We start from the raw sequence: 26,612 nt of genomic DNA, 5'->3' as shown, positions 1-26,612 counted from the left end.
GGCTGTTACGAGAGGGCCTCGCGGAATTTCAGGAAGCGGGGGTCGGTCTGGACCCGCGCGTTCATGGCCTCGCGCAGGGCGCCCACGGATTTGTAGGGGCGCATCACGACCTCGAAGGTTTCGATCAGGCCGTCATCGTTCAGGGTGATGAGGTCCACCCCGACCGCGTCGAGGTCGCCGACCTTGCACTGAAATTCGAGCGCCCAGTCCTTGCCGTCGCCCATCACGCGGCGGTAGCGGAAATCCCGGAACACCTTGCCGACATGGCCCAGAACGGCGGCGGCGGGTTCGCGGCCGGTCCAGGTGGCCCAGTAGGTGGGCGGCATGAAACGGACGTCCTCGGCGAGGATCTCGGCGATCAGGCTGTCGTCGCCGCTGGCGACGATTTCCATCATGCGTTCGATGGTGGGGTGCATGGGCGGGGTTCTCCTCGGTTTCATGGTCGGCGGCAGCTTTGCGCAGGGGCCAGGGCGGGGCAAGCGCGACGCTGGGGAACTTGTGGCGTCAGACCGCTGCCGGTAGGGAGGGGCCATGAATGACGATGGCAGCCGATACGACCCGCCCACCGATCCGCTGGAGATCCTGCACGAGGACGCGCAGTTGCTGGTGGTGAACAAGCCCGCCGGCCTGCTGAGCGTGCCGGGCAAGGGGCCGGACCTGGCCGACAGTCTGTTGACACGGGTGCAGGCGACGTTTCCAGATGCTCTGCTGGTGCATCGGTTGGACCGGGATACCTCGGGCGTGATGGTCTTTGGCCTGACCCCGCACGCGCAGCGGCATCTGGGGCTGCAGTTCGAGAAGCGTCAGGTCAAGAAGGTCTATGTCGCGCGGGTCTGGGGGCGGCTGGAGCCGAAGACGGGCGAGGTGGATCTGCCGCTGATCGTGGACTGGCCGAACCGGCCGCGCCAGAAGGTGTGCCGGGAAACCGGCAAACCCGCGCTGACCGAGTGGCGGGTGGTGCGGCACGAGGCGGGCACGACGCGGGTGCGGCTGATGCCGAAGACCGGGCGCAGTCATCAGCTGCGGGTGCACATGCTGGCGCTGGGCCATCCGATCCTGGGCGATCCGCTTTATGCAACGGGGCCGGCGCGGGACTTTCCCCGGCTGATGCTGCATTCCGAGGAGCTGCGGATTCGCCATCCGGAGGGCGGGATCGGCATGCGGTTCCGCGTGGCGGCGCCATTCTGACGCGGCGCGACGAGGCGGGCCGGCCGGGGGCGCTGCCCCCGGACCCCCGGAGTATTTGAGGCAAGATGAAGAGGTGATGCCGCGACTCCGGCCGGTCGCGTGCATCCCGGCCCTTCGTCCCGATGCAACTGTCCGTCAGAGGTTCTTCAGCGCGCGCCAGCCGATGTCGCGGCGACAGAAGCCTTCGGGCCAGTGGATCGCGTCGACCATGGCATAGGCGCGGTCGCAGGCCTCTTGCAGGGTGGCGCCGCGCGCGGTGGCGTTCAGCACGCGCCCGCCCACCGCGACGATCCGCCCGTCGCGTTCGGCCGTGCCGGCGTGAAAGCACATCTCGAAGCTCGATTCGGGCAGGGTGTCGAGCCCGCCGATCACGCTGCCCTTTTCATAGGCGCCGGGATAGCCGCGCGCGGCCAGCACCACGGTCATCGCGTGATCGTCGGCCCAGTTCACCCAGGCCTCGGCCAGCCGCCCTTCGGCCGCGGCCTGCATCAGGTCCAGCGCCTGCGCCCCCAGCCGCATCATCAGAACCTGGCATTCCGGGTCGCCAAAGCGGACATTGTATTCCACCAGCCTGGGCTGGCCGTCCTTGATCATGAGGCCGGCGTAGAGCACCCCCTGATAGGGAATGCCTCGGCGCGCCATCTCCTCGATGGTCGGGCGCACGATTTCTTCGATTGCGCGACGTTCGACGTCGGGGCTGAGTAACGGGGCGGGGGAATAGGCGCCCATGCCGCCGGTGTTCGGCCCGGTGTCGCCTTCGCCCACGCGCTTGTGATCCTGTGCGGTTCCGACCGGCAGGATGTCCTTGCCGTCGCATAGCACGAAGAGCGAGGCCTCTTCGCCCTCCATGAATTCCTCGATCACGACTTCGGCGCCCGCCCCGCCGAAGGCGCCGCCGAACATGTCGTCGATGGCATCCAGCGCGGCCTGTTCGTCCATCGCCACGATCACGCCCTTGCCGGCGGCCAGCCCGTCGGCCTTGACCACGATCGGGGCGCCCTGGGTTCGTACATATTCCCTGGCCGCTGCCGCATCGGTGAAATGGGCATAGGCCGCAGTGGGGGCACCGGCGGCATCGCAGATCTCCTTGGTAAAGCTCTTTGATGCCTCCAGCCGCGCGGCCTCGGCCGAGGGGCCGAAGACCAGCAGCCCCGTGTCACGCAACTGGTCGGCGACGCCGGCGGCCAGCGGTGCCTCCGGGCCGACGATCACGAAGTCGATCGCGTTTTCCTGGGCGAACTCGGCGACCGCGCCGCCGTCCTCGATGTCCAGGGCGGCGATTTCCGCGATTTGCGCGATCCCCGCATTGCCCGGCGCGACGATCAGCTTGTCGCATTTGGGGTTCTGCATGACCGCCCAGGCCAGGGCGTGTTCGCGCCCGCCGCTGCCGAGAATGAGGATGTTCATGGGTGTCTCCGTTGCGCTTGGCCTCGCTTGCCGGGCGTTCTAAGGTCTGCGCGCGACCATCACAAGGCGATGATATGTCCGACCTGCTCGACGATCCCAGACCGGGGCAGAACCTGCCCGAATATACCGTGGCCGAAATCTCGGGCGCGGTGAAACGCACGCTCGAAGGCGCGTTCGGCCGGATCCGCGTGCGCGGCGAGGTGGGCCGCGTGTTCCGGGCGCGGTCGGGGCATCTCTATTTCGACATCAAGGATGACCGCAACGTGCTGGCCTGCACCACTTGGAAGGGGCAGATCGCCGGCCTGTCGGTGATGCCGGAAGAGGGGCTCGAGGTCGTCGTCACCGGCCGCATGACGGCGTTCGGCGGGCAGTCGAAATACAACCTGAACGTGGACGAGGTCGTTGTGGCCGGACAGGGCGCGCTGATGGCCCTGCTGGAGAAGCGCAAGAAGCAGCTTGCCGCCGAAGGGCTGTTCGATCCCGCCCGCAAGAAGCCGCTGCCCTTCCTGCCGCGTATCATCGGCGTGGTGACGTCGCCATCGGGCGCGGTGATCCGCGACATCCTGCACCGGCTGCGCGACCGGTTCCCGCGCAAGGTGCTGATCTGGCCGGTGGCGGTGCAGGGCGAAAGCTGCGCGGCCGAGGTCGCCCGCGCGATCGAAGGCTTCAACCGCCTCAGCCCCGGCGGGGCGCTGCCCCGGCCCGATCTCATCATCGTCGCCCGCGGCGGCGGGTCGATCGAGGATCTCTGGGGCTTCAACGAGGAAATCGTCGCCCGCGCGGCGGCGGCCTCGCGGATCCCGTTGATCTCGGCGGTGGGGCACGAAACCGACACTACGCTGATCGACTACGTGGCGGACAAGCGTGCCCCGACGCCCACGGCCGCCGCAGAGATGGCGGTGCCGGTGCGGTTGGAACTGATCGCCGCCTGCGACGACTTCGGCGCGCGCCTGACCCGCGCGGCCAGTGACGCGATCACGCGGCGCCGCCAGCGGCTCGCGGACCTGTCCCGCGCCCTGCCGCGCCCCGAATCGCTGCTCGAAGGCCCACGCCAAAGGCTCGACCGCGCCGGCGAGGCGCTGCCCAACGCGCTGATCCGCGGGGTTCAGACGCGCCGCCTGAAGCTGAGCGAACTCGGCGGGTCGCTCCGCGCCTCGACCCTGCGGCGCGCCATCGCCCATGAACGGCGCAGCTTCGCGGCGCTCGGCGCGCGGCTGGAGCCCGCCCTGGTCCGCGCCGCGGCCATGCGCCGCGAACGGCTCGGCACGCTCGCCGCGCGGCTTGTCGCGACCCGGCCCGATCGCGCCATTGTGCGTCACCGCAATGATCTGAGCCGCCTGCTGCACCGCCTTTCCACGGCGGCCCGCGGCGGGATCGACCGTTGGCGGCGCGAACTGGAAGCCACCGACCGCCTGCGTGAGACGCTCTCCTACAAGGCGACACTCGCGCGCGGCTATGCGGTGGTCCGGGCCGGGGGCAGGCCCGTTACCAGTCGCGCGCAGGCTCTCCCACACCGCGCGCTCGAGATCGAGTTCGCCGACGGCCGCCTGCCCGTCACGAACGCCCCGCCACGCAAGCCATCGGGCCGGGACGACAGTCCGGACGACCCCGGCCAAGCCACTCTGTTCTGACGGCTTGACGTGCTGGACAGCATCCGGCCCTGCTTCTTTCTGGTCATAAATACCCACTGCATGCCGCTCACCGCCCGCGAAACGCCCCAGTTGCGCGACCCCGGCCCTTCAGACGCCGATCTTCGGGCCGTAACAGATCATGTCCTCGTCAAGATCCCGCGCTTCGTAAAGTGTCGTCGCCTCCGGGTCGTTCTCGAACCGCGCGATCAGGCCGCCCGGCCCCTGCTCGAAATGCCAGCACTGCGGGTCCGGCCGGTCTTCGTAGACGAAACAGATCATGCCGCCCTCTTCATACCAGCGGCCTTGCCGGCAATCCCCGTCCAGAAACGACCAGATCACCTTCCGGCCGGGCAGGTAGCGCTCCACGCCATAGGTCTCGCCCTGATGGGCGTAATACAGCGTCTTGCCCCGCGTATAGGCGTCAAAGGCATTCGCCGACAGCGGCTCTCCGGCCGCAAGCGGACCCCCCGTCAGGAGAGACAGAATCGCCATGATCATGCGCATGACCGGATTGTGCCAGATCGCGGCGGCCCCCGCCAGCACGCCCCGGACCAAACCTCCGCGCCCCGCGCCACAGGTCGCCGCGACGTCAGCTTTGACCCGTCCCAAGGGCGCGATCAGACTGCGCCCATGACCCTGCCGATCGCACTCGCCACGCTCTGCGCCGCCGCCTATCTGGTCCTGACCACGCAGGCGCCGAGCCTGACCCGCTCGGTCATCAAGACGGCGGCGGTCGCCCTGCTGGCCGCCTTCGTCTGGATGGCGGGCGGGCCACCTCTCCTGACGGTGGCTCTCGCGCTCTGCGCGCTGGGCGACTGGCTGCTGTCGCGGGAAACGGATCAGGGCTTCATGGCAGGCGTGGGTGCGTTCGCCGGCGGGCACTTGGCCTATTCCGCGCTCTTTCTCACGCAGCCGCAGGCGGATCCCGGCCGGATAACCTCCGCACCGGGCCTGTGGGTGGCCGCCGCCCTCGCAACCGCGGGCCTCGTGGTGGCATGGATCCTGGCCCGCCGCGCCGGCCCGCTCAGGGGTCCGGTTCTGGCCTACATTCCCATCATCATCGGCATGGGCATCTCCGCCCTCGCCCTCCCCTTCGTGGCGCCTCTGGCCGCCGCGCTGGCCTTCATCGCCTCGGACCTGATCCTCGCGGCCGAGAAATTCCTGCTGCCCGACCGACACCCGGCCCGCCGGGCGACCGCTCACGCCGTCTGGCTGCTTTACTGGGGCGCGCAGGCGGGCTTTGTCGCGGCCTTCACCTGATCCCTTTGCAACCGCGCCCGATCCGCATTAGGTGAGATGAAACCCCTTGCGGAGACGACCATGGCGTTTTTCTCGAAACTCAAGGAGCGGCTGTTCAAGTCCTCCTCGCGCATCGAACAGGGCCTCGACGCGATCGTCGAGGAAGGCGGCACCGAGGAGCCCGCCGAACTCGGCGGCGAACCCGAACCGTCCATTCCCGAACCCGAACCGCAGCCCGCCCCCCAGCCCGAGCTGCCGGAACCGGCCCCCCTGCCCGAAGAGCCGGTCACCGTCCCCACGCCGCAGCCCGAGCCGGCCGATCCCACGCCCGCACCGCCCCCGCCCGAGACGTCTGCCGTCAAACCCGGCCTTCTGGGTCGCCTTCTGGGCCGGCGCGAGGGCAAACCGGTCCTGCGGCGCACGCTGGACGACGACATGCTGGAGCAGCTCGAAGAACTGCTGATCGCCTCGGACATGGGTGTGGACACGGCAATGCGGGTCACCGCCAATCTCGCCGAAGGCCGCTATGGCAAGAAACTCTCGGTGGAGGAAATCAAGCGGCTGCTGGCGCAAGAAATCGCCCGCATCATGGAACCGGTCGCCAAACCCCTGCCGCTCTATCCGAAAAAGCCGCAGGTCGTGCTGGTGGTGGGGGTCAACGGCTCGGGCAAGACCACCACGATCGGCAAGCTCGCCAGCCAGTTCAAGGCTTCGGGCAAGAAGGTCGTGATCGCCGCCGGCGACACGTTCCGCGCGGCGGCGGTGGAACAGCTCCAGGTCTGGGGCGACCGTGCAGGCGTGCCGGTGCTGACCGCGCCCGAAGGGTCCGACCCGGCCAGCCTGGCTTTCGACGCGATGACCAGGGCGCAGGAAGAGGGCGCCGACCTTCTGCTGATCGACACCGCCGGGCGGTTGCAGAACCGCGCCGACCTGATGGAGGAACTGGCCAAGATCGTTCGCGTGATCCGCAAGAAGGACGAAACCGCTCCGCACAACACGCTGCTGGTACTGGATGCGACCACCGGACAGAACGCGCTGAACCAGGTCGAAACCTTCAAGAAGATCTCCGACGTGTCCGGCCTCGTGATGACGAAACTCGACGGCACCGCCAAGGGCGGCGTGCTGGTGGCGCTGGCCGACAGGTTCGGCCTGCCGATCCACGCGATCGGCGTGGGCGAACAGATCGACGATCTCGCCCCTTTTGACCCCGAAGAATTCGCCGCCGCCCTGGTCGGCCTCGACGCGAACTGATGGCGCCGGCGCGTTTCGGCTTCTTTCTGGTCGGAAGTACCCTCGGGGGGTGCGGGGGGCAGACAGCCCCCCGCCCGACCGCTCTCCGCGCCGACTAGCCATGAGCAGCTGGCTCGCCCCGCTCGAAGGTACGCCGGCCGGGCACGACCTTGCCCTGGTCCTGGCCCTGGCGGCGGCGTTTCTCCACGCGGTGTTCGGCGCGCTGCAAAAGGGCCGGCACGACCCCTGGCTGTCACGCGGCGTGATCGACGGGGCCTACGGGCTGATGGCAGCGCCCTTTGCGCTCTTCGTCGTGCCCTGGCCCGAACCGCACATGTGGCCGATCTTCGCCACCGCCTGGGTGATCCATGCCGGCTACAAGATCCTGCAGGCCAGCGCCTATTCCAAGGGCTCCTACACCGTGGTCTATCCCGTGGTGCGCGGCACCGGGCCTCTGTTCGCGGTGATCGGCGCGTGGCTGATGTTCGGCGAAACCTTCACGGCCCTGCAATGGCTGGGGGTGGCGGTGCTGCTGTCGGGCATTTTCGGCCTTGCCGCCTACAACCTTGCCTTTCTGGAAACCGCGCGCGAGACGCTCGGGACCGCGCTGGCGCTGGCCTTTGCGACAGGGCTGTTCGTTGCGCTTTACACCACCTACGACGCCTACGGCATCCGCGCCACCGCCGATCCGTTCACCTTTCTGGCCTGGTTCTTCATGCTCGACGGGCTCAGCTTTCCGCCCATCGCCATTTTGCGCTGGCGCCGCCTGGCCGACCGCCCCGCGCCCGGCCCGCTGATCCTGCGCGGCTTTGCCGGCGGGCTGGTGGCCTTTGCCAGTTTCGGCTCCATCATGCTGGCCACCCGGCTGGACAAGGTGGGCGAGGCCGCGGTTCTGCGCGAAACCTCGACCGTTTTCGCCGCCCTGATCGGCTGGCTCGTCCTGAAGGAAACCGTGGGGCCGCGCCGGATCGCGCTCATGACCCTGATCGCCGCCGGCGCGGTTCTGGTTGAGATGGGCGGCTGAAGCGATTAGATCGGACCCATGGCAGAGCAGAAACCGATCAACCCGATCCTGAAACAGGTGCTGGAACTGGGCCCGCCGCTGGCCTTTTTCCTCATCTACATGGCGATCCGCGACGAAACCTACAGCTTTCTCGGCACGGACTATTCCGGCTTCATCGTCTCGACCATCGCCTTTGTCCCGCTGATGCTGGGCGCAATGGGGATCTTGTGGTGGAAGACCGGCCATGTCAGCCGCCTGCAGATCTTTACCGCTTTCATGGTGATCTTCTTCGGCGGGCTGACCGCGTGGTTCAACGACGAACGGTTCTTCAAGATGAAGACCTCGATCGTCTATGGCGTCTTCGCCGGGCTTCTGGGGATAGGGCTGGTGCAGGGCCGATCATACCTGGCCTATGTGATGAACGATATGCTGCCGATGAAACCCGAGGGCTGGATGATCCTGACCCGGCGGCTGTGCGCGGGGTTCGCCGCTCTGGCCGTGGCCAACGAAATCGTCTGGCGCACCATGTCCACCGACCTGTGGGTCAAGATCGAAACCTTTGGTTTCCCCATCGCGCTGTTCGTCTTCCTCTGGCTGCAGATCGCCACGTTGCAGAAATACCTGATCGAGTCCGAGCAGGACCGCTGAATCGGTCGTTCCCTGTTCGAACCCACCCAAAAGATTTGGTAAACCGCCCCTCCGCCTCTAGGATGGACGCATGGTTCATTTGTCCGTGCCATCGTCATGACCGTCGCCCTTCCCGAAATCGGATTCCTGTCGCAGGCCTCGGACCTGTTGCGGCAGGTGATGTCGGAACAGGCCAGCCGGATCGATCTTGTCCCCGGAGAGGTGCTGATCGAGCAGGGGCAGCTGGGCGACGAACTGTTCGCGATCGTGGAAGGAGCGATCGAGTTCTCGGTGGTCTCGGCCGACGGGCGCAAGCTGGCGCTGGACCTGATGGGGCCGGGCGCGGTGTTCGGCGAGATCGCGCTGTTCGATCCGGGGCCGCGCACGGCGACGGCCACCGCGATCAAACCGACCCGCGTCTGCCGCGTGCGGCGCGGCGACGTGCTGGCGCAGCTGCAGCGCCACCCGGAACTGGCGATCGACATGATCCGCCTGGCCGGGCAGCGGATGCGCTGGATGAACAGCCAGCTGAACGAACAGGTGTTCCTGCCGATGCGCAGCCGGCTGGCACGCAAGCTTCTCTACCTCTCCGACCCGGGCAGGGACGGCCGGATCGCGCTTTCACAGGCCGAGCTGGCGGAATTCGTGGGCGCCACCCGCGAAGCGGTGTCCAAGGCGCTGGCCACCTGGAAGCGGCAGGGGCTGGTCGATGTCGGTCGCGGCGAGATCACGATCCTTGACCGCGCGGCGCTGGAAACGCTGGCCGATACCGAACTGCTCTGACCACGGTTCCATCCATTTTACCGCTCTGTAACCCGGTTCACAGACCGAGCGGCGATTCGCTGGCAGTCTGGATTCAACTTCGCAGACACCGGAACCACCCGGGGACACGAAACAGGGAGGATACCAAGATGCAAGCCAAATACACCGCACCGCAAGGGCGCCCGGTTCCGGCCGTTTCGACACGCAAGCTTGGCCCGGCCCTGCATGTGGTCAGCGCCTGGATCGCGGCCGAGACGCGCTATTTCCTGCACACGCAGAACCGCATCGACCGGATCGGCGGCATGCACTGAGGATCGGCCTCCTCCCCTGGCCGGCGGGTGCGCCGGGGGGCCCGACCGGGGGCCGGCCAGGAGAAAAGAGCCAGGCGAAGTCTCGTCCTGGCTCTTTTCGATTCTCGTGATGTCCGAAGGGATCAGTCCTCGTCGATCGGCAGCGCCACAAAGCGCGGATCGCCGCTGCGTCGGACCAGAAGGAGAATCGACTTTCGCCCGGCGTCCTTTGCCTCGGCGATGCGGTCCTCGAGGTCACGGATTGAGCGCACCTTCTGCTGACCGGCTTCGGTGATCACGTCGCCGGCGCGCAGGCCCTTTTCATAGGCGGTGGACATTTCATCCACATCCACGATGACCAGCCCCTCGGCCGACTCCGGCAGGCCCAGTTCGGCGCGCAGCTCGTCGTCCATCGACTGGAGCGTGAGCCCCAGAATCTCGCCGCCCGCGGGGCCGGGTGCCGGGCCGCCTTCGTCGCCGCCGTTTTCGGCGCGTTCGGCGTCTTCGCGGCGGCCGAGCGTGACCGTCAGCGTCTTGCGCTTGCCATCGCGGAACACCACCACGCGCACGGTCTTGCCGACCTCGGTGTCGCCGACCTGCCGGACCAGCGCGCGCACGTCCTTCACCTCGACCCCGTCAAAGCTGAGGATCACGTCGCCGATCTCGATCCCGGCCTCTTTGGCGGGGCCGTCGGGCACGTCGGTCACCAGCGCGCCGGCGGCCTTGTCGAGCCCCATCGCCTCGGCCACGTCCGGGGTCACGTCCTGGATCCGCACGCCCAGCCAGCCGCGCCGCGTTTCGCCATATTTCTTGAGCTGATCGACAACCTTGGACACCACGTTCGATGCCATCGAAAAGCCGATGCCGATCGAGCCGCCCGTGGGCGACAGGATCGCCGTGTTCACGCCGATCACCTTGCCGTCCATGTCGAACAAGGGACCGCCCGAGTTGCCCCGGTTGATCGCCGCGTCGGTCTGGATGTAGTCGTCATAGGTGCCGCTGAGCGCCCGGTTGCGCGCCGACACGATCCCCGCCGAAACCGAAAAGCCCTGGCCCAGAGGGTTGCCGACCGCGATCACCCAGTCGCCGACCTTGGCGGTGTCGCTGTCGCCGAAGGTGACAAAGGGCAGGGGCTTGTCGGCCTCCACCTTCAACAGCGCGATGTCGGTCTTGGGGTCCTTGCCGACCACCTTGGCCTCGAGCGTCTGGCCCGAGAAGAACTCGATCGAGATCTCGTCGGCCCCTTCGATCACATGGTTGTTGGTGACGACATAGCCGTCTTCGGAGATCACAAAGCCCGATCCCAGCGCGTTCGAGCGCCGTGGCCGGTCCGGGTCGCCGTTGCGGTTCTGGAAGTCCTTGAAGAAATCCTCGAACGGAGAGCCTTCGGGCACGATCCCCTGCAGGCCCGACCGCCCCTCGATCAACGTGGTGGTGGTGATGTTGACCACCGCCGGGCTGACCTTTTCCACCAGCGGGGCAAAGCTGTCGGGCCGCGCTTGGACGATCGCCACCTGCGCCGCCAGCAGGATCGTCGCCAGAACGGTGAGCCAAAATGCCCGGAGCGCCGCGATCGGCATTGTGCGGGCGGATGAAATCGCGATTGCGGTCTTCTGCAATGAAGTTCTCCTCGTCTTTCGGGCCTGTTCGCGGACGGCGGGCGCCCTGCAAAAAATCGGTTCCGCGAACAAGATGGGGTCAAACGGGCCGCGTTGCCAGCCCTCATTCATTACAATGATGTAATCGTGACCGGGCGTCCGGCAAGCCGGCCGGTCAGGCGCCGAACTGCTTGGCGATCCAGATCAGGGTCAGCCCGGTGACCAGCGCCAGCGCGCCCAGCTGACGGCGGGCGGGTTCGGGCAGGTCGCGCATCGCCTCCAGCAGGCGTTCGACGATCGAAGGGGCCAGCACCCAGACCAGCCCCTCGACCAACAGCACAAGCCCGATCGCAAGCAGGATCGTAGCCATCAATTCGCCGGCGAACCCGAATTGCCCGACGATTTGAGGTAGTTGAAGAACTCGGAGTCCGGCGACAGGACCATTGTCGAGTTCTCACCCTTGAGCGCGCGCGCATAGGCGTTCAGCGACCGGTAGAATTCAAAGAATTCGGGGTCGCGGCCATAGGCTTCGGCGTAGATCGCGTTGCGCTCGGCATCGGCCTCGCCTCGGATGATCTCGGCCTGGCGCTTGGCGTCCGAGATCAGCTCGACCACGGTGCGGTCGGCCTGGGCGCGGATGCGCTGGGCGGCTTCCTTGCCTCGGGCGATCTCGTCGGCGGCCTCTCGTTCACGCTCGGCGCGCATTCGGGCAAAGGTCGCCTCGAGGTTCGCCTGCGGCAGGTCGGTGCGTTTCAGCCGCACGTCGATCACCTGAAGCCCAAGATCGCGGGCCTCTTCGACGGATCCGTCGCGGATCCGCGCCATCAGGGCGGCGCGATCCGAACTGAGGATGTCATTGGAGCTGACGGACCCCAGCACTTCGCGGGTCTTGGCGCGCAGGATCGAATCCAGCCGGCTTTCGGCAAAGTCGATGCCGCCGGCGCCGACGGCTTCGCGGAACCGGCCGAGATCGACGATGCGGTAACGCGCGAAGGCGTCCACCACCAGACGGCGATCGTCCAGAGGCGTGATCTCCATCGGGCCGACCTCGCGGCTGAGGATCCGGTCGTCGTAGCGCACGACCTGCTGAATCAGGGGGATCTTGAAGGCAAGGCCCGGATCCTCCTTGATCGTCACCACGCGGCCGAATTGCAGGACCAGCGCCTTTTCGCGTTCGTCCACGATGAAGATCGACGACAGAACGCCGATCACCGCCAGCACCAGCACGGGCAGAAGAAAGGTGGATTTCTTCATCACTTCGTCTCCCCGCTTTTGCGCAGTTCGTTCAGCGGCAGGTAGGGCACCACGCCCTGGCCGGCCTTGTCGGCGGCCTCGTCGAGGATCACCTTGTCCACGTCGCCCAGAACCTGCTCCATCGTCTCGATGTAAAGACGCTTGCGCGTCACGTCCGGGGCCTTGCGGTATTCCTCGAGCACCGCCAGGAACCGGCTGGCCTCACCCTGTGCCTCGTTCACGACCTGCGCGCGGTAGGCCTCGGCCTCTTCCAGCGTCTGCGCCGCCTCGCCGCGGGCACCAGCAAGCACCTGGTTGGCGTAGGCATCCGCCTTCTTCTCGAGCCGGTCGCGTTCCTGACCGGCCGACTGGACTTCGCGGAAGGCGTCCTTGACCGGCTCGGGCGGGTCGGCGCCGTCAAAGTTTACGCGGACGATGTTCACGCCGCTGTCATAGGTGTCGAGCGTCGCCTGGATCAGATCCTTGAGCCGGTCGGCGATGATGCCCCGGTCGCGGTTCAGGATCGGGGCGAGGTTCGACTGGGCGATGATCTCGCGCATGGCCGATTCCGACACCGCGCGGATGGTTTCGCGCTGATCGCGCACATTGAACAGGAACTTGGCCGGATCGGCGATGTTCCAGACCACCTGGAAATCCACGTCGATGATGTTTTCGTCGCCGGTCAGCATGAGGCCGGCATCGAAACCGCGCGATCCCGCGCCGATTTCTTCGGTTTGTTCGACCTTCACCGGCAGAACCTCGGCCGTCACGATCGGCCAGGGGGCAAAGTTCAGGCCCGGCTGGCCGATTTCCGAAAACTTGCCCAGAAACAACTCGACCGACTGCTCTTCGGGCTTGACCGTGTAGAAGCTGGCCAGACCCCACAGGATCGCTGCGGCCACCACGCCCAGACCGATCGTGCCGCGGGTGAACATCGGTCCGCCACCGCCTGCGCCGCCGGGGCTGCGCCCGCCTCCGCCTCCGCGACCGGAGCCGCCGCCCATCAGCACGCGCAGCCGTTCCTGGCCCTTTTTCACCAATTCGTCGATTTCGGGGATCTGCGGGCCGTCGTCCTCGGGCCGGCGGCCTCCGCCGCCGCCGGGGCCTCCCCTTTGTCCTCCGCCCCCGGAGGAGCCACCGCGGCCCCACGGGCCGCCGCTGTTTCCAGCCATGTCTGTCTCTTTCCCTTTTTCAGACCGCTTCGTGCGGCCTCATTCATAAACTGTTCGCGCCCGCCTGCAAATCAAGCGGTTCTGACCGGCGCGCGCATGGTGACGATTTCCTCGGACATGGTGGGGTGCACCGCCACGGTCCGGTCGAAGTCTTCCTTGGTTGCGCCCATCTTGATGGCGATTCCCGCCAGTTGGATCATCTCGCCCGCATTGGGCGCCACGATGTGGCAGCCCAGCACCTTGCGGGTCTTCCGGCTGACCACCAGCTTCATCAGCACCCGGTCGTTGCGGCCGGCGAACAGTGTCTGCATCGGCCGGAACGAGTTCGAATAGACCTCGATCGGCTCCTGCTCGCGCGCGTCTTCCTCGCTGAGCCCCACCGTGCCGAATTCCGGCTGGGTGAAGATGGCGGTGGGGATCAGGGCGTGATCCACCGGGGTCGGGTTGCCCTTGAACACGGTTTCGACAAAGGCCATGCCCTCGCGGATTGCCACCGGGGTCAGGTTGACCCGGTCGGTGACGTCGCCCACGGCATATATCGACGGCACCGCGGTCTGGCTGTATTCGTCCACGATCACCTCGCCCTTGCGGCCCAGCTCTACGCCGACCTCTTCCAGCCCCAGCCCGTCGGTGTTGGGCACCCGTCCAGTCGCAAACAGCACCTTCGCAAAGACGCGCTCGGTGCCGTTGGTGGCCTTGACCCGGACCCCGCCGGGATCTGCCTTCATCTCCAAGATCGTGGTGCCCAGGTGAACGTCGATGCCGTTCTGGCACATTTCCTCACAGATCAGGCCGCGCGCTTCGTCGTCGAACCCGCGCAGGATCTGGGCGCCCCGGTAATACTGGGTGGTCTGCACGCCCAGCCCGTTCATGATGCCGGCAAATTCGCAGGCGATGTAGCCGCCGCCGACGATCAGCATGGATTCGGGCAGATCGTCGAGGTGGAAGAGGTCGTTCGACGTGATCCCCAGCTCGTCCCCTGGCAGGCCCGGCAGCACCGGCTGCCCGCCGGTGGCGATCAGGATGTGTCTGGCAGTCTTGCGGGTGCCGTCGGCCAGTTCGACCGTGTGCGGGTCGGCCACGCGGGCGCGCTGATCGAAAGTCTCGACCCCGTTGTTCTTCAGGATGGTGCGATAGATGCCCTCCAGCCGGTCCAGCTCGGCATGCAGCTTCCCCCGAAAGACCTGCCAGTCAAAGCCGCCTGCGGCGACGTCCCAGCCATAGGCGCGGGCGTCCTGAAACGCGGCGGGATATTCGCTGGCAAAGACCATCAGTTTCTTCGGCACGCAGCCACGGATGACGCAGGTGCCCCCGTATCGGTCTTCCTCGGCCAGCGCGACCCTGGCGCCCGCTTCACCGGCGGCGACGCGCGCGGCCCTCACGCCACCGGATCCGCCTCCAATGACGAACAGATCATAGTCGAATGTCATGCAATCCCGTCCCTAGTCGGCCAGATCGGTGAACAGGTTGTCGCTCTCCACGAAATCCAGCCTGTCATGTTCCACCGTGCCTTCGTTGATGTCGCGCAGTTCGACCCGGCCGTCGCCGTAGCCAACCACAACGATGTCACAGATATCTATGAACAGGCCGTTTTCAACCACGCCCGGCATCTGGTTCAGCACCAGCGCCAGCTGGCGTGCATTGCCGATGCGGTTCAGATGCAGGTCCAGGATGTAGTTCCCTTCGTCCGTGACAAAGGGCGCATCCCCGTTCATCCGCAAGGTCGCACTGCGCCCCAGAACGTCCATCGACACCAGCGTTTCCTCGATCAGCGCCTGCGTGGTCTGCCAGCCGAACGGGATCACCTCGACCGGAAGAGGGAAGGCGCCCAGCGTCTCCACCTCCTTGCCGGCATCGGCGATCACCACCATCTGGTCCGAGGCCGTCGCGACGATCTTTTCCTGCAGCAGCGCCCCGCCGCCGCCCTTGATGAGGTTCAGATTGGCGTCGAATTCGTCCGCACCGTCGATCGTGATGTCGAGCCATTTTGCCTCGTCCAGAGACACCACCTCGATCCCGACCTCGCGGGCCAGTTCGGCGGTTCGGGTCGAGGTCGGCACGCCGCGGAACTTCAATCCCTCCTCGCGCACCATCTCGCCCAGACAGCGCACCAGCCAAGCGGCAGTGGACCCGGTGCCCAGCCCCACCCGCATTCCGTCCTCGACGAAATCGGCGGCGCGCTTGGCGGCGACGAACTTGGCCTTGTCGATAGGTGACAGTTCTCCGGACATGGCAGCGACTCCTGAAGTTCTTTCCGGTCTTATACGAAAAGTCTCCGCCCGGCGCGAGGCGTGAAATATCGCCCGCAGAATGCTTTCCCCTCGGGCTTTCATCTTGCGTCAAATACTCTGGGGAGCGCGAGGGGCAAAGCCCCTCGCATCGGTCGGATTGGCGCAGCCAATCCGAAACCCATGCCTGCCGACCTTGTTTGCCATCGGCGGTCAGGCGACCAGCGACTCGGCCCGCTTGAGATCCACCGAAACCAGTTGCGACACCCCCTGTTCGGCCATGGTCACGCCGAACAGACGGTCCATCCGGCTCATCGTCACGGCGTGGTGGGTGATGGTCAGGAACCGCGTGTCGGTGCGTCGCACCATCTCGTCCAGCAGGTCGCAGAATCGGGTGACGTTGGCATCGTCCAGCGGCGCGTCCACCTCGTCCAGCACGCAGATCGGCGCCGGGTTGGCCAGGAACACCGCAAAGATCAGCGCCAGCGCCGTCAACGTCTGTTCGCCGCCCGACAGCAGCGACAGCGTGCTGAGCTTCTTGCCCGGCGGCTGGCACATGATCTCCAGTCCCGCCTCCAGCGGATCGTCGCTTTCGACCATGACCAGATTCGCGTCGCCGCCACCGAAGAGGTGCTTGAACAACATGGCAAAATTGCTGTTGACCTGCTCGAACGCCGTCAGCAGCCGTTCGCGCCCCTCGCGGTTGAGGCTGGCGATGCCGCTGCGCAGGGTCTTGATCGCCTCTTCCAGATCGGCCTTTTCGCGGGCCAGCTCGTCATGCTCGGCCTGCACCTCGCGGGCGTCCTCCTCGGCCCGCAGGTTGACCGCGCCCAGCGCGTCGCGCTGCCGTTTCAGCCGGTTCACCTCCGCCTCGAGCGCATCCACGCCGGGGATCGCGTCGGGGTTCACCTCCAGCCGGTTCAGCAACTGGCTCGGTGTCACCTGCTGTTCCTCGGCGATGCGCTCGGCGGCGTGCAGCACGGTTTCGCGTGCCGCATCCAGACGCGCCTCGGCCCGCGCCCGCGCCTCGCGCGCCTCCGAGGCCAGCCGCTCGGCCTCGCGCTCGGCATGAACCGCCTCGCGCAGCGCGGCCTCGGCGCCCGCCAGCGCATCCGCCGCCACCGCGCGCCGCGCCTCGGCCTCGGCAATCGCCGCTGACAGCTCGTCGCGTTTTGCCTCGATCTCGGCCGGGGCGGCGCCGGCCTCGGCCAGTTCCTCTTCGGACGCCGTCTTGCGTTCGGTCAGCTCGGCGATGCGCTTGCCGGCGGTCTCCAGCCGGTGTTTCCAGCCGCTGATCTCCTTGGCGACCTCCTGCGCGCGGCGGGTGCGGGCCTCGCCCTCGCGGCGCAGTTCGTCATGGGCGGACCGCCGGGTCAGCATGGTGATCCGCGCCGCCTCGACCGTCTGCTTGATGTCCTCGATCTCGGCCCGCGCGCTGTCCAGATCGCCAAGCTCGGCCAGCGCCGCCTCGGCCTCGCGCAGCTGAAGACGCGCGGCCATCGCCTCTTCCTTGTGGCGCTCTACCGCCAGCGAAAGCGTCTCCAGCTTGCCGCGGGCGAGGTTGCGGTCGGCCTCGGCCTGGCTGAGCGCGCGGGCGGCCTGCGCCATGCGCTGGTCGGCATCGCGGCGGGCGATGCGGGCGGCGCGGTCGGCCTCGGTCACCTCGGCCAGTCTGCGGCTGAGCATCTCGTGCGCGGCGCGGGCGCCCTCGGCCTGCGCCTCGGCACGGGCGAGATCCTGTTTCAGTGCCTCCAGCCGGTTGAGCTGTTCCAGACGCAGCGCGGCGGCGCTGGGGGCGTCCTCGGCCCAGGCGCGGAACCCGTCCCAGCGCCACAGGTCGCCCTCGACCGACACCAGCCGCTGCCCCGGTTTCAGAAGCGGCTGCAGCCGCGCGCCGGTTTCCGCGTCCACGAGGCCGATCTGCGCGATGCGCCGGCCCAGCCGCTCGGGCCCCGAAACATGCCGCGCGAGCGGCTCGGCCCCCTCGGGCAGGGGCTGGTCGGCGTCATAGCCCGGCACCGGAAGCCAGCCCGACGGCCCGTTGGCCTCCACCAGCGGTGCACGCAGATCGTCCGTGAGCGCCGCGCCCAGCGCCTTTTCATAGCCCGGCTCGACCCGCAACTCGTCCATCACCTGCCCGCCCTCGGCGGTGTCGCGAGCGACCAGCTTGGCCAACGCCGCCACCTCGGCGCGCAGGGCGCTGACTTCGCCCTCGGCCTCGGACCGCCGGGCGCGGGCCTCGGCCTCGCGCGCCTGGGTTTCGGTGCGGGCCTCGTCGGCCTCGGCCAGGCGCGCCTCGGCCTCTTCGGCTGCGGCGATGGCTTCGGCCTCGGCCTCCTGCGCGGCCTCGTGGGCCTCGTCGGCACGGCGCAAGGCGGCGCGGGCCTCGGTCATCGCCTCGGCCGCGCGGGCCTCTTCGGCCTCTGATCGGGCCAGCGTCTTGCGGCTGTCTTCGACCAGGCGCTGGGCCGACTGGTGACGGGCGGCCAGACGGGCGACGTCCTCGGTCCGCTCCGACAACAGCGCTTCGCGCTCCTGCAGGACGGCGGCGGCATCGTGGGCCAGTTCGGCGGCCTCGGCCAGCCGGTCGGCATGGCCTTCGCTCGCCTTGGCCAGTTCGCGCGCCTCCCATTCCAGTCGCTCGATAGTCTCGCCCGCGTCGCGGTTCAGGCCGGTTTCCCGCTCGATGTCGCGGGCCAGCTGTTCGATCCGGGCGGTGAGCGTCTGGATCGTCTGGCGGGCGTGCGCCTCCTGATCCGACAGCGCGTCGCGCTGCACCTGCAACCGTTGCAGGATCGCCGCGGCGATCGCCTCTTCCTCGCGCAGGGCGGGCAGCTTTTCCTCGGCGGCCTCGCGCGCCTTGGCCGCCTGGCGGGCGGCGGTCTCGGCGCGGGCGGCTTCGGTGGTGCGGTCGCGCAGGGTTTCCTCGGCCGCGGCGCGGGCCTCGTCGGCCTCCTTCCAGCGGCGATAGAGCAGCATCCCCTCGGCACGGCGCAGTTCCTCGCCGATCTGGCGATAGCGCGCCGCCTGCCGCGCCTGCCGGGCCAGTTGCGCCAGCTGCGCGGCGAGCTGCTCCAGCACGTCATCGACCCGCAGCAGGTTCGCCTCGGTCGCGTTCAGTTTCAGCTCGGCCTCGTGCCGGCGCTGGTAGAGGCCCGAGATCCCCGCGGCCTCTTCCAGCACGCGCCGCCGCGCGCGGGGCTTGGCGTTGATGAGCTCGGCGATCTGCCCCTGCCGCACCAGCGCCGGCGAATGCGCGCCGGTCGAGGCATCGGCAAACAGCATCTGCACGTCGCGGGCGCGCACGTCCTTGCCGTTCACCTTGTAGGCGCTGCCCACGTCGCGGGTGATCCGCCGCACGATTTCCAGCGTGTCGGAATCGTTGAAACCCGACGGCGCGAGCCGTTCGCTGTTGTCGATATGCAGGCTGACCTCGGCGAAGTTGCGCGCCGGGCGGGTCGCGGCGCCGGCAAAGATCACGTCCTCCATGCCGCTGCCGCGCATCGCCTTGGGCCGGTTCTCGCCCATCACCCAGCGCAAGGCTTCGAGCAGGTTCGACTTGCCGCAGCCGTTCGGCCCGACAATTCCCGTCAGCCCGTCCGCGATCAGCAGATCGGTGGGATCGACGAAGCTCTTGAAGCCGTTCAGTCTGAGTTTCGTGAAACGCACGGCGCGGCCTTGGTGATTCCGGTTGGATTACGACTCTGGGGCCTCTCAGGCCGAGTCGTCAACGAATTTGACGCTGAATGTGGGGATTTCCGCCGGTTTATCCACAAGATATTGTTTCGTCCGACGCGGTTTGCTCCGACGGGCCGGGGGTGAGCCGGGCCTGAAACGGAAAAAGGCAACCCGAGGGCCTAGCCCATGCCATAAATGTTGAAATCCGGCACACGCCAAAGTAGCCTTCCGAAATAATATCCTTGGGAAACAGCGGGATGGCCGGATCGAGCAAGGCGAATAGCGCGATTGATCTCTCGAAGAAATCTTCGAAAGTTGTCCGGCGGAGATTGCCGACAACCTAGGTGGTTTTTCGATCAACTTCTGCCGAAATCCCCGTTGTTCGCGTTTCGGAATGCTTGAGCTACTCCCCGAAAATCGGACGCTGACGTAGGCTACAAATTGCTGTCTGCTGATCTTCGACGAAGATGAGATCAGAGATGTCGAAACGGAAGCAGCATTCGCCGGAGTTCAAGGCGAAGGTAGCGCTTGAGGCGCTGAAGGGTGAGCAGACGGTCGCTGAGCTGGCGAGCCGGTTCGGGGTTCACCCGACGATGATCCACAGCTGGAAGCGGGCGCTGCTGGATGACGCATTCTCCGCTGTAGGACATAGAGCATGAACCGCTCCGGATTTTCCGGAGCGGTTCGGTATTGACCCAGAGATCGGGAGACCACAGCAGTCCGCATCCTATCCGCTGTTATGTCGTTGGATAATATCGTCGATCTCGGAGGGCTTGAAGGCGACATCCGAAGCCCAAGCACCAAATCCGCCAGCCTCGTTCACCGCTTTCACCCACTCGTCCAACGCGGCCCTTTTTGCGCGGTTCTGTTTGCTGTCCTGGCCCTTGATTTCGAGAACCAAGGTTATCCCATTCGTCAGGCGAACAAGAAAATCGGGGACATAGCGCCTGCGAGATCCACCCCACATGTAATGGATTTGAAATCCGAGGTGGTCATTCTTGGCATAGCAAACAACGTCATCGCGCTTCTCAAATACGTTCGCCGCATACCCCTCCCAAGCCGCATCGCCAACAACGTGGCTGATGTGTGATTTTACTGTCGAAAGACACGGTTTGGTCGTATACCAGGTCCGCATCTGTCCGGTTGAACCAATCGGGTTTTCGTCATCGTAGATCGGCGTCAGTCGCTCGACGTTCTGTTCTTTCACATGCCGCATCAGGTGCTGGACAACCAGATCGATGTTCAGCGCGATCAGGATGCGACGGCGCAGGGGATCCGAGTGAAACAGTGATGGTATCTCCAGAAGAGGAGACTTCAGGAATGTCTCGATGATCCGCACGAGCTGGGATGCAAGAAAATCCGGCGTGCCCGAGAAGCCATGAGAAAGCTCGGCGAAACCCTTCCTCGCAGCTTGGAAGATCAACCGCTGCAGACGAAATCCATCGGGTAGTTTCTCGAGATCGATTGCCGTCACTTGCCCCATGTCCGTTGCGCCGCCCAGCGCCGGAGCCAGATCGGCGGCAATTGGGGTAGCGGCTGGGTCGAGGACCAGGGGCGAAACGTTCTTCCAGTCAACATTCAGCGTTGGTCTGATGACGGACTCCACGCGCAGAATATTCGGCCACCGTATTTCCAGGCTGGCGCGTTCCGGGACAACTTCGATTTGCGTGCTGGGTTTCGCTGGCGGCGGGGCTTCCCCCCCTTCGCCGGTTTCAGAAATGGTTAGCGGAACGCCGAAGACGTTCACGTATTCCGGGATGAACAGCCCATTCTCATCTCGATCATAGGAAACGCGCCGAAGACCCCGGCCAACCACCTGCTCGCAAAGGAGCTGGGAAGTAAAGGCGCGCAGACCCATGATGTGGGTGACGTTCTTGGCGTCCCACCCTTCCGAAAGCATGGCGACCGAGATGACGTTCTGGAGATCCTGGCCCGCCTGACCGCGCTTGCCGACATTGTCAACGACCTCGCGGAGCAGCTCCTCCTTCTTCAGCTCCAGCAGCCGCTTCTTCTTGGTTTCGGGAATATTCGCCGCCTTGACGATCTCCCGCAAACGGTTCTCGTAATCCTTGTCCGAGCCAGCGGTTTCACCGACTTCTGCCTTCTCGAGAACCTTCGAATCCACACGGAGCGTTCGCTCGGGCGCGCGCAGTTCCGGCCAAACGGAATCTCCGCTGTTAAAATAATACTCGATGCGCGCCGCCGTTTCGGTGCGGTTGCATACCGTCAGCATGACGGGAGGCGAGGTGTGTCCGGCTTCTTCCCATCGCCGACGAGTCTCAAGCCAGTCCGCGCCAAGCAGCGTGTAGGCGTCCTGAACCAATTTCGGCAGGGGCTCGTGCGGCTCCGCCTTGCGATTGAGGTCTTCGGAGACCGATGGATCGCGGTAGATGTGATAGAGCTTGGGCCGCAGCGTTTTTGTATCGGGCAGGGCGTCATCACGCACCACCACTCGCGGGGTCTTGACCAGCCCGGCCTCGATCGCATCGTTCAGACCGAAATCCGAGACAATCCAGTCGAACAGCGCGGTATCGGTGCTCTTCTTGCCGGTCGGGGCGAAAGGCGTGGCAGACAGATCGAAGCAGCGCTGGATGCGACGCGTCTTGTGAATGCGGTCCAGCCCCTCGATCCAGCGCGTTGCCTCGTCAAGGTCGATACCCTGCTCGGCCGCCTGCTTCTTGCTGATCTTCACCTCGGGCGGCTTGCGGTAGGCGTGGTGAGCCTCGTCGTTGATCACCACGATGTTCTTGTAGTGCGCCAGCTTGCCCAGCACCCGGCGGGCGAAGGCCTCGTCGGACTCCGGCCCCAGCTTGACCACCGATCGTGCCGTGTCCTTGAGCGGCATCAGCGTGTGCCAGTTCTCGATCAGGATTTCCGCCTGGTTGAGCTTCTGCCGCATGGACTCGGTGGGGCAGAGGTTGAACTCGTCGTAGTAGCTGCCCTCGCTCGGCAGCAGAACCTGCAGGCGTTCCTTCACCGTCAGGCCGGGGGCGACGATGAAGATCGCGCGGCTGAAGTCCTTGTTACGCTTCGGGTAGGTCAGCGCGTTCAGCACCTGCCAGGTGATGATCATGGCCATCACCGTGGTCTTGCCCGCGCCCGTGGCCATCTTGTTGCACAGCCGCTGCCAGGCCCCGCCATCGCCGGGAATGGCGATCCCCTGCTTGTAGACCTGCGCGCCCTCGACCCACCAGATCAGCGTCTCGATCGCCTCGAGCTGGCAGAAGTAGAAGGGATACTGACGCACCCCCTCGGCCCGGTCGTGCCAGTGCTCGAGGAGCTTGCGGGTGACGATGGTCACCCCGGGCCAGCCATCCTCGCGCCACTGCTCCACCCGCGAGCGGATCGTGTTGACGAGCTCCAGCTTCTCCACCCGCTTGGTGTTGTTGCGGGCGTCGAACACCTCGTAGCTCGCCGGGCGCCGCTCGTGCACGATCTCGAGCTTGCCGGCCTTGCCCTCGGCCCAGTGCTTGTCGGGCTTCTCGTAAGGGTTGTTGATGATCAGCGACATGGAGCTATTCCTCCAGCCCCACGATCTTCAGGCTCTCGATCCCCCGGTCGTCGATGATCTTCACCGCGATGCGCCTGTTTTCGCCCGCCTCGAAGGGCAGCGAGACGGTGCCGTGGAACGCCTCCAGCAGATCCTCGTCCAGCTCGGCGCGGATCGTCTTCTTGAGCCGGTTCCAGCCGTCCTTGGCGCCCGCCATGGGGAAGAACACCTGCCGTGGCATGAGCGAGCGGTTGTCGTAATCGGTGTCGAGCTCCCACATCGCGATCTGCTTCTTCCCGCCCGAGACGACCGTGCCCTTGCGCGGGTCGAAATAGTCGAAGCCGTGCACCTCGACCTCCCACAGCCCGTCCTTGCGCTTGCGCAGCTCCACATCGGGCTGGCCCATCAGCCAGAAGCTTTCGTTGCTGGCGCGCTTCTTCTTCAGGTCCTCGGTCAGAAGGTCGGTGTTCATCTGCACCTTCAGAAGCGTCATGCCGGGGATGTTCGTCTCGTCGATGTCCTTTGCTGCCTCGGGGTCGAAGGTGAAGGCGCAGAACAGAAGGAACTTCGGCTGGGGCATCAGCTTGAAGGCCTCGTTGATCGCCTCCTCCACCTGGCGCTGCTCGAGCGCGGCATATTCGGGGCCGAAGCTCACCACCACCCGCTCGCCCGTATCGGCGAGCGAGCCGGTGGCGTGCAGGAACTTCGTGCCGGGCAGCGGTTCCAGCTCGGCCAGCATCAGCTTGGCCCCGCCCTTGGCCCGCACGCCCGATTTCAGCAGCTCGTCGCGCCAGGCGGCCTGGCGGGCGGTCTCGCCCATGCGGGCGACGCTCTCGTCGGCCTCCGTGGGCGGGGCGGCCTCGTCAAGGCTCTTGACCACCGGGGCGGGAACGGCCTCGACGGTGAAGGGGCCGGTGATGCGCAGCTTCGATTTGTCGATGCGCGGCTTGTCGTAAAGCACCTCCTGGTCGGCATGGGCGGCGATGGCGGCATCCATGCGCGTCTGCATCTGCCGGCGGGCCTTGTGGAAAGCCTCGAAAGGCGCGCGCGCCGCCTCGGGCCAGTCAGAGGGGAAGTCGAAGGGCACCTCCCATTCCAGGAGTTCGTTGACCTTCGCGACCTCGCCGCTGGGCAGGGTGACGGTTTCGCTGTCCGGCGCCGAGAAGTCGATCCATTGTCCCTTGCGCCCGCCCTGGGGGGAGCGGTAGCGGACAGGCGCGCCCTTGAGGGCCGCGTTGAGCGCGGCAAGCGCGGCCTCGATCTTCGGGTGTTCCTCGTCCCAGATCGTGTCGATGTCGGGGTTGTTGGCGATGCTCTTCAGCGTGATATGCGGCACGGTTTCGTAATCGAAGCCGCCCTTCAGCCCCTCATGGGGGTATTTGAGCGCGTAGTAGTCGAAGGACGCGGTCATCAGCCGTTGCTTAGCCAGTGTGGTAGCAATGCGCGAGGTATCGCAGGTGATCCAACGCCTTCCCCACTTCTCCGCGGCAAATGCCGTCGTCCCTGACCCACAGGTAATGTCGAGGACCAGGTCACTTGGGTCAGTAGTCATAAGAATGCATCGCTCGACTATGCGCGTATTTGTCTCGACTACGTACTGCATGTTGGATGCACCACCAAAGCCGAGCCACACAGAGTGAAACACCTTGTATTCGAAGTCGGTCGCAAACTTTTTGAGGCGAAGGGAGGTCTTTTTAGGAATAATCCTCCCCGCTTTTGCTGCTCTGTCCAAACCTTCGACAGGCACTTTCCAGTGCTCATTGGCACCACATGGCCAGCTCTTTCCCATGAGATCGTAGGGGCGGGTCGTGGTGGTTCTGAATCCATCTGACTTAAGCGGATCCTCAGAATATTCGCCATCAATCTCAGGCTTCTTCTCATACAGAGTGCGGTATTTAAGGCGATCTTTGTCTTTCGCATAGAATAGAAGGATGTCGCAGATTTTCCCAAGGTGACTGCCCGTGACAGAGCCCGTCTTGGAGAACGAAATCTGCGATACAAAATTCTCTATACCAAAAACTTCGTCGAGAAGTCCGCGCACGAGGTGCACATTCTCATCTGAGATCTGCACGAACACCGAGCCGCTATCGCTCAACAACTCTCGAGCGAGCATCAGCCGATCGCGCAAATAGGTGAGGTAGGAATGGATGCCGAGCTCCCAGGTATCCCGGAATGCTTTGATCATCTCCGGTTCTTGATTGAGGTCTTCATCTTTGTCCGAGTCTGCCAGCTTGCGCTTGTTCGTGAAGGGCTGGAAGTTCGAGCCGTATTTGATGCCATAGGGCGGGTCGATGTAGATCATCTGCACCTTGCCGCTCATGCTCTCCTTGGTCAGCAACGAGTTCATCACCAGAAGCGAGTCGCCCGCCACCAGCCGGTTCGCCCATCCCTTCTCGTGCTGGTAGAAATCCAAGGCTTGCCGCAGTGGCAGGTTCTCGAACGGGGCCGCGAACAGGTCAGGTTGGCGCCACTGCTCGGCCGCATCCTTGCCCTTCAGCCGCTTCGCCGCGTTGGCGAGGATCGTCGCCGGGTCGATGCGCTCATGCACATGCAGCGAAACGGTATCGACCTCGAAGCTCGTGCGCTCGGCCTTGCCTGTCCAGTTCAGATAGGGCGCCTGCAGGCGGCGCAGTTCCTCCAGCGCGTCGCGCATGGTCTCGGCATCGCCCGAGGCGAGCGCGTCGTCGATGAGGTTTTCGATGTAGGAGCGGCCGATGTCGAACATCAGCTCGGGCGAAAGGTGCGGGTCATGTTTCCACACCCGCGGCGGGCCGTCCGGGTCGGTCGTGGCATGGACCATGCCGACCTCGGGGTTGTTCACCCGCGTGTCGGCATGGCGGTAGGAGAGCACCTCGGCCGACTCGCCGCTCTTGCGCGAGGCCTTCTTGCGGGGCTTCTTGGCGCCGCTCGCCTTGGTTTCGGGCTCTTCGGTCGCCTCCAGCGACAGCTCGGCCACATCGGCTCGATAGATCGACCCGCCCCGCCCGCGGCCACGGCCGAGGATCCCCCGCTCGATCAGCTCATCCCGCGCGGCGTCGTATTGCTCGCGCGTGATGCCGGGCACCCGCTCTTCGAGCAGGGCGAACATCGCGCCGTTGCCGATGGAAGAGCCGTCTTCGGGGACAAGGGAAAGGATCAGATCGGAAAGCGTGTCGGACATGGGCGGCTCGCTGCCTGTGTTGGAATTGCTCGTGTTGTCAGGAGGCTATCGCGGTCGAATGCGATTTGCATCCCGAAATCTGCCTTGGGTTGATCAATACAATGAGGCAACTCTCACGCGGCGCCCGCTGAATCTGACCACTCGACAAGTCCCAGGAGGCTAATTTTGTCTCTTCGATGCCATTGTGATCCTCTGGATACCAAGCATAACGGCGGACCACCCCAAAGAGGGCGAGAGCGCCAGCTACCGGCCCTGCAGCTTTCTCCACAGTGGTGTGCCGTGGTAGAGCCAAGGCTGATACAAAAGCCTCGCGAGGTCTGGCAGCTTCGGGTTCCGTTCGTCTGGATCGACTGTGTGGATGCCCGCCCGCATCGCAGGAGTGTGCATGACGGGGGCGAGGCGACGGCGCTTTGGAACAGTGATCCTGACATCCGAACCTGGAACCGGGATCGAAGTTGTTCCCTTTCTTACATAATCTGTCTCGCAGTGCTTGTTGATCGGCGATACATACTGGCGAAGCTCGAAGTAGTTTGAGCTACTCCCCAATGTCTGGACAGTTTCCGGCGTGATTTAAGCTACTCTTTGCTCCTGCTGACCGGGTTGGGTTTCGTCTTTTCTCAGCCAGTAGACCACGGCTGGGGGTTTGCCGCCAAGGGCGGAATGGGGGCGCTTGCGG

The 26,612-nt window shown here is 65.6% G+C and carries 20 protein-coding genes and 1 pseudogene; 9 read left to right on the top strand and 12 right to left on the bottom strand.

Translation table 11 applies throughout. The features are described from left to right. Positions 1 to 5 precede the first annotated feature (5 nt). Complete coding sequence (locus C4S70_RS13570; protein ID WP_104008654.1) at positions 6 to 416, bottom strand: nuclear transport factor 2 family protein; 411 nt, start codon at positions 414 to 416, stop codon at positions 6 to 8. Between the two features lie 115 nt (positions 417 to 531). Between C4S70_RS13570 and C4S70_RS13565 the strand changes: the two genes are divergently transcribed. Continuing rightward, entirely contained in the window at positions 532 to 1,188 is a 657-nt protein-coding gene (locus tag C4S70_RS13565; protein WP_104008653.1) for an RluA family pseudouridine synthase, read from the top strand. Between the two features lie 135 nt (positions 1,189 to 1,323). Here C4S70_RS13565 and purD read toward each other — a convergent pair whose 3' ends face one another. Beyond that, positions 1,324 to 2,595, bottom strand: coding sequence for a phosphoribosylamine--glycine ligase (gene purD / locus C4S70_RS13560; RefSeq protein WP_104008652.1), 1,272 nt, complete (start codon positions 2,593 to 2,595; stop codon positions 1,324 to 1,326). 74 nt (positions 2,596 to 2,669) lie between these two features. On the opposite strand from purD, the gene xseA reads away from it, so the two are divergent. After that, complete coding sequence (gene xseA / locus C4S70_RS13555; RefSeq protein WP_104008651.1) at positions 2,670 to 4,226, top strand: exodeoxyribonuclease VII large subunit; 1,557 nt, start codon at positions 2,670 to 2,672, stop codon at positions 4,224 to 4,226. A 108-nt stretch (positions 4,227 to 4,334) separates the two neighbouring features. Here the strand turns inward: xseA and C4S70_RS13550 are convergent, their stop codons facing one another. After that, positions 4,335 to 4,730 (bottom strand): hypothetical protein, encoded by a 396-nt coding sequence (locus C4S70_RS13550; RefSeq protein WP_104008712.1) that lies wholly within the window; start codon positions 4,728 to 4,730, stop codon positions 4,335 to 4,337. 126 nt (positions 4,731 to 4,856) lie between these two features. Between C4S70_RS13550 and C4S70_RS13545 the strand changes: the two genes are divergently transcribed. The 6 genes from C4S70_RS13545 (at position 4,857) to C4S70_RS18680 (ending at position 9,398) form a co-directional block, all read left to right on the top strand. Further along, positions 4,857 to 5,486 carry a lysoplasmalogenase gene (locus C4S70_RS13545; protein ID WP_104008650.1) on the top strand — a complete coding sequence of 210 codons (630 nt, stop codon included), beginning with the start codon at positions 4,857 to 4,859 and terminating at the stop codon, positions 5,484 to 5,486. A 60-nt stretch (positions 5,487 to 5,546) separates the two neighbouring features. Next, positions 5,547 to 6,716, top strand: coding sequence for a signal recognition particle-docking protein FtsY (gene ftsY / locus C4S70_RS13540; protein ID WP_104008711.1), 1,170 nt, complete (start codon positions 5,547 to 5,549; stop codon positions 6,714 to 6,716). A gap of 100 nt (positions 6,717 to 6,816) precedes the next feature. Next, positions 6,817 to 7,719, top strand: a complete 903-nt coding sequence (locus C4S70_RS13535) for an EamA family transporter (protein ID WP_104008649.1) — start codon at positions 6,817 to 6,819, stop codon at positions 7,717 to 7,719. Between the two features lie 18 nt (positions 7,720 to 7,737). Then, entirely contained in the window at positions 7,738 to 8,346 is a 609-nt protein-coding gene (locus C4S70_RS13530) for an inner membrane-spanning protein YciB (RefSeq protein WP_104008648.1), read from the top strand. A 96-nt stretch (positions 8,347 to 8,442) separates the two neighbouring features. Further along, the gene (locus C4S70_RS13525) at positions 8,443 to 9,108 is read left to right on the top strand and encodes a Crp/Fnr family transcriptional regulator (RefSeq protein WP_104008647.1); all 666 of its coding nucleotides are present in this window, start codon (positions 8,443 to 8,445) and stop codon (positions 9,106 to 9,108) included. A 128-nt stretch (positions 9,109 to 9,236) separates the two neighbouring features. After that, positions 9,237 to 9,398 carry a hypothetical protein gene (locus tag C4S70_RS18680; protein WP_160114879.1) on the top strand — a complete coding sequence of 54 codons (162 nt, stop codon included), beginning with the start codon at positions 9,237 to 9,239 and terminating at the stop codon, positions 9,396 to 9,398. Between the two features lie 122 nt (positions 9,399 to 9,520). On the opposite strand, the gene C4S70_RS13520 is transcribed toward C4S70_RS18680, so the two are convergent. The 7 genes from C4S70_RS13520 to C4S70_RS13490 form a co-directional block, all read right to left on the bottom strand. Beyond that, positions 9,521 to 10,957, bottom strand: coding sequence for a DegQ family serine endoprotease (locus C4S70_RS13520; RefSeq protein ID WP_200822769.1), 1,437 nt, complete (start codon positions 10,955 to 10,957; stop codon positions 9,521 to 9,523). A gap of 193 nt (positions 10,958 to 11,150) precedes the next feature. Beyond that, positions 11,151 to 11,345: a DUF2065 domain-containing protein gene (locus C4S70_RS13515; RefSeq protein WP_104008645.1), complete on the bottom strand. Its 195-nt coding sequence runs from the start codon at positions 11,343 to 11,345 to the stop codon at positions 11,151 to 11,153. Further along, positions 11,345 to 12,229, bottom strand: a complete 885-nt coding sequence (gene hflC / locus C4S70_RS13510; RefSeq protein WP_104008644.1) for a protease modulator HflC — start codon at positions 12,227 to 12,229, stop codon at positions 11,345 to 11,347. Before hflC ends, C4S70_RS13515 begins: the two co-directional genes overlap by 1 nt. Beyond that, positions 12,229 to 13,380 carry an FtsH protease activity modulator HflK gene (gene hflK, locus C4S70_RS13505; protein ID WP_104008643.1) on the bottom strand — a complete coding sequence of 384 codons (1,152 nt, stop codon included), beginning with the start codon at positions 13,378 to 13,380 and terminating at the stop codon, positions 12,229 to 12,231. Before hflK ends, hflC begins: the two co-directional genes overlap by 1 nt. A 71-nt stretch (positions 13,381 to 13,451) precedes the next feature. Next, the gene (gene gor / locus C4S70_RS13500) at positions 13,452 to 14,810 is read right to left on the bottom strand and encodes a glutathione-disulfide reductase (protein WP_104008642.1); all 1,359 of its coding nucleotides are present in this window, start codon (positions 14,808 to 14,810) and stop codon (positions 13,452 to 13,454) included. A gap of 12 nt (positions 14,811 to 14,822) precedes the next feature. Continuing rightward, positions 14,823 to 15,611: a ribose-5-phosphate isomerase RpiA gene (gene rpiA / locus C4S70_RS13495; protein WP_104008641.1), complete on the bottom strand. Its 789-nt coding sequence runs from the start codon at positions 15,609 to 15,611 to the stop codon at positions 14,823 to 14,825. Between the two features lie 210 nt (positions 15,612 to 15,821). Further along, on the bottom strand, positions 15,822 to 19,277 hold the full coding sequence (locus C4S70_RS13490) for a chromosome segregation SMC family protein (protein WP_104008640.1): 3,456 nt from the start codon (positions 19,275 to 19,277) through the stop codon (positions 15,822 to 15,824). Positions 19,278 to 19,765: 488 nt separating this feature from the next. On the opposite strand from C4S70_RS13490, the pseudogene C4S70_RS13485 reads away from it, so the two are divergent. Continuing rightward, positions 19,766 to 19,933, top strand: a pseudogene (locus C4S70_RS13485) (transposase); the annotation flags it as partial. A gap of 80 nt (positions 19,934 to 20,013) precedes the next feature. Here the strand turns inward: C4S70_RS13485 and C4S70_RS13480 are convergent. Beyond that, a complete protein-coding gene (locus C4S70_RS13480; protein WP_104008639.1) occupies positions 20,014 to 22,797 on the bottom strand; it encodes a BPTD_3080 family restriction endonuclease in 2,784 nt (927 codons plus the stop codon). Between the two features lie 4 nt (positions 22,798 to 22,801). Further along, complete coding sequence (locus C4S70_RS13475; protein ID WP_104008638.1) at positions 22,802 to 25,936, bottom strand: site-specific DNA-methyltransferase; 3,135 nt, start codon at positions 25,934 to 25,936, stop codon at positions 22,802 to 22,804. Positions 25,937 to 26,612 lie beyond the last annotated feature (676 nt).

Origin of the sequence: Jhaorihella thermophila, assembly GCF_900108275.1 — a bacterium.
Taxonomy (GTDB): Bacteria; Pseudomonadota; Alphaproteobacteria; order Rhodobacterales; family Rhodobacteraceae; genus Jhaorihella; species Jhaorihella thermophila.
This window is presented reverse-complemented; position numbering and strand designations above follow the sequence as displayed.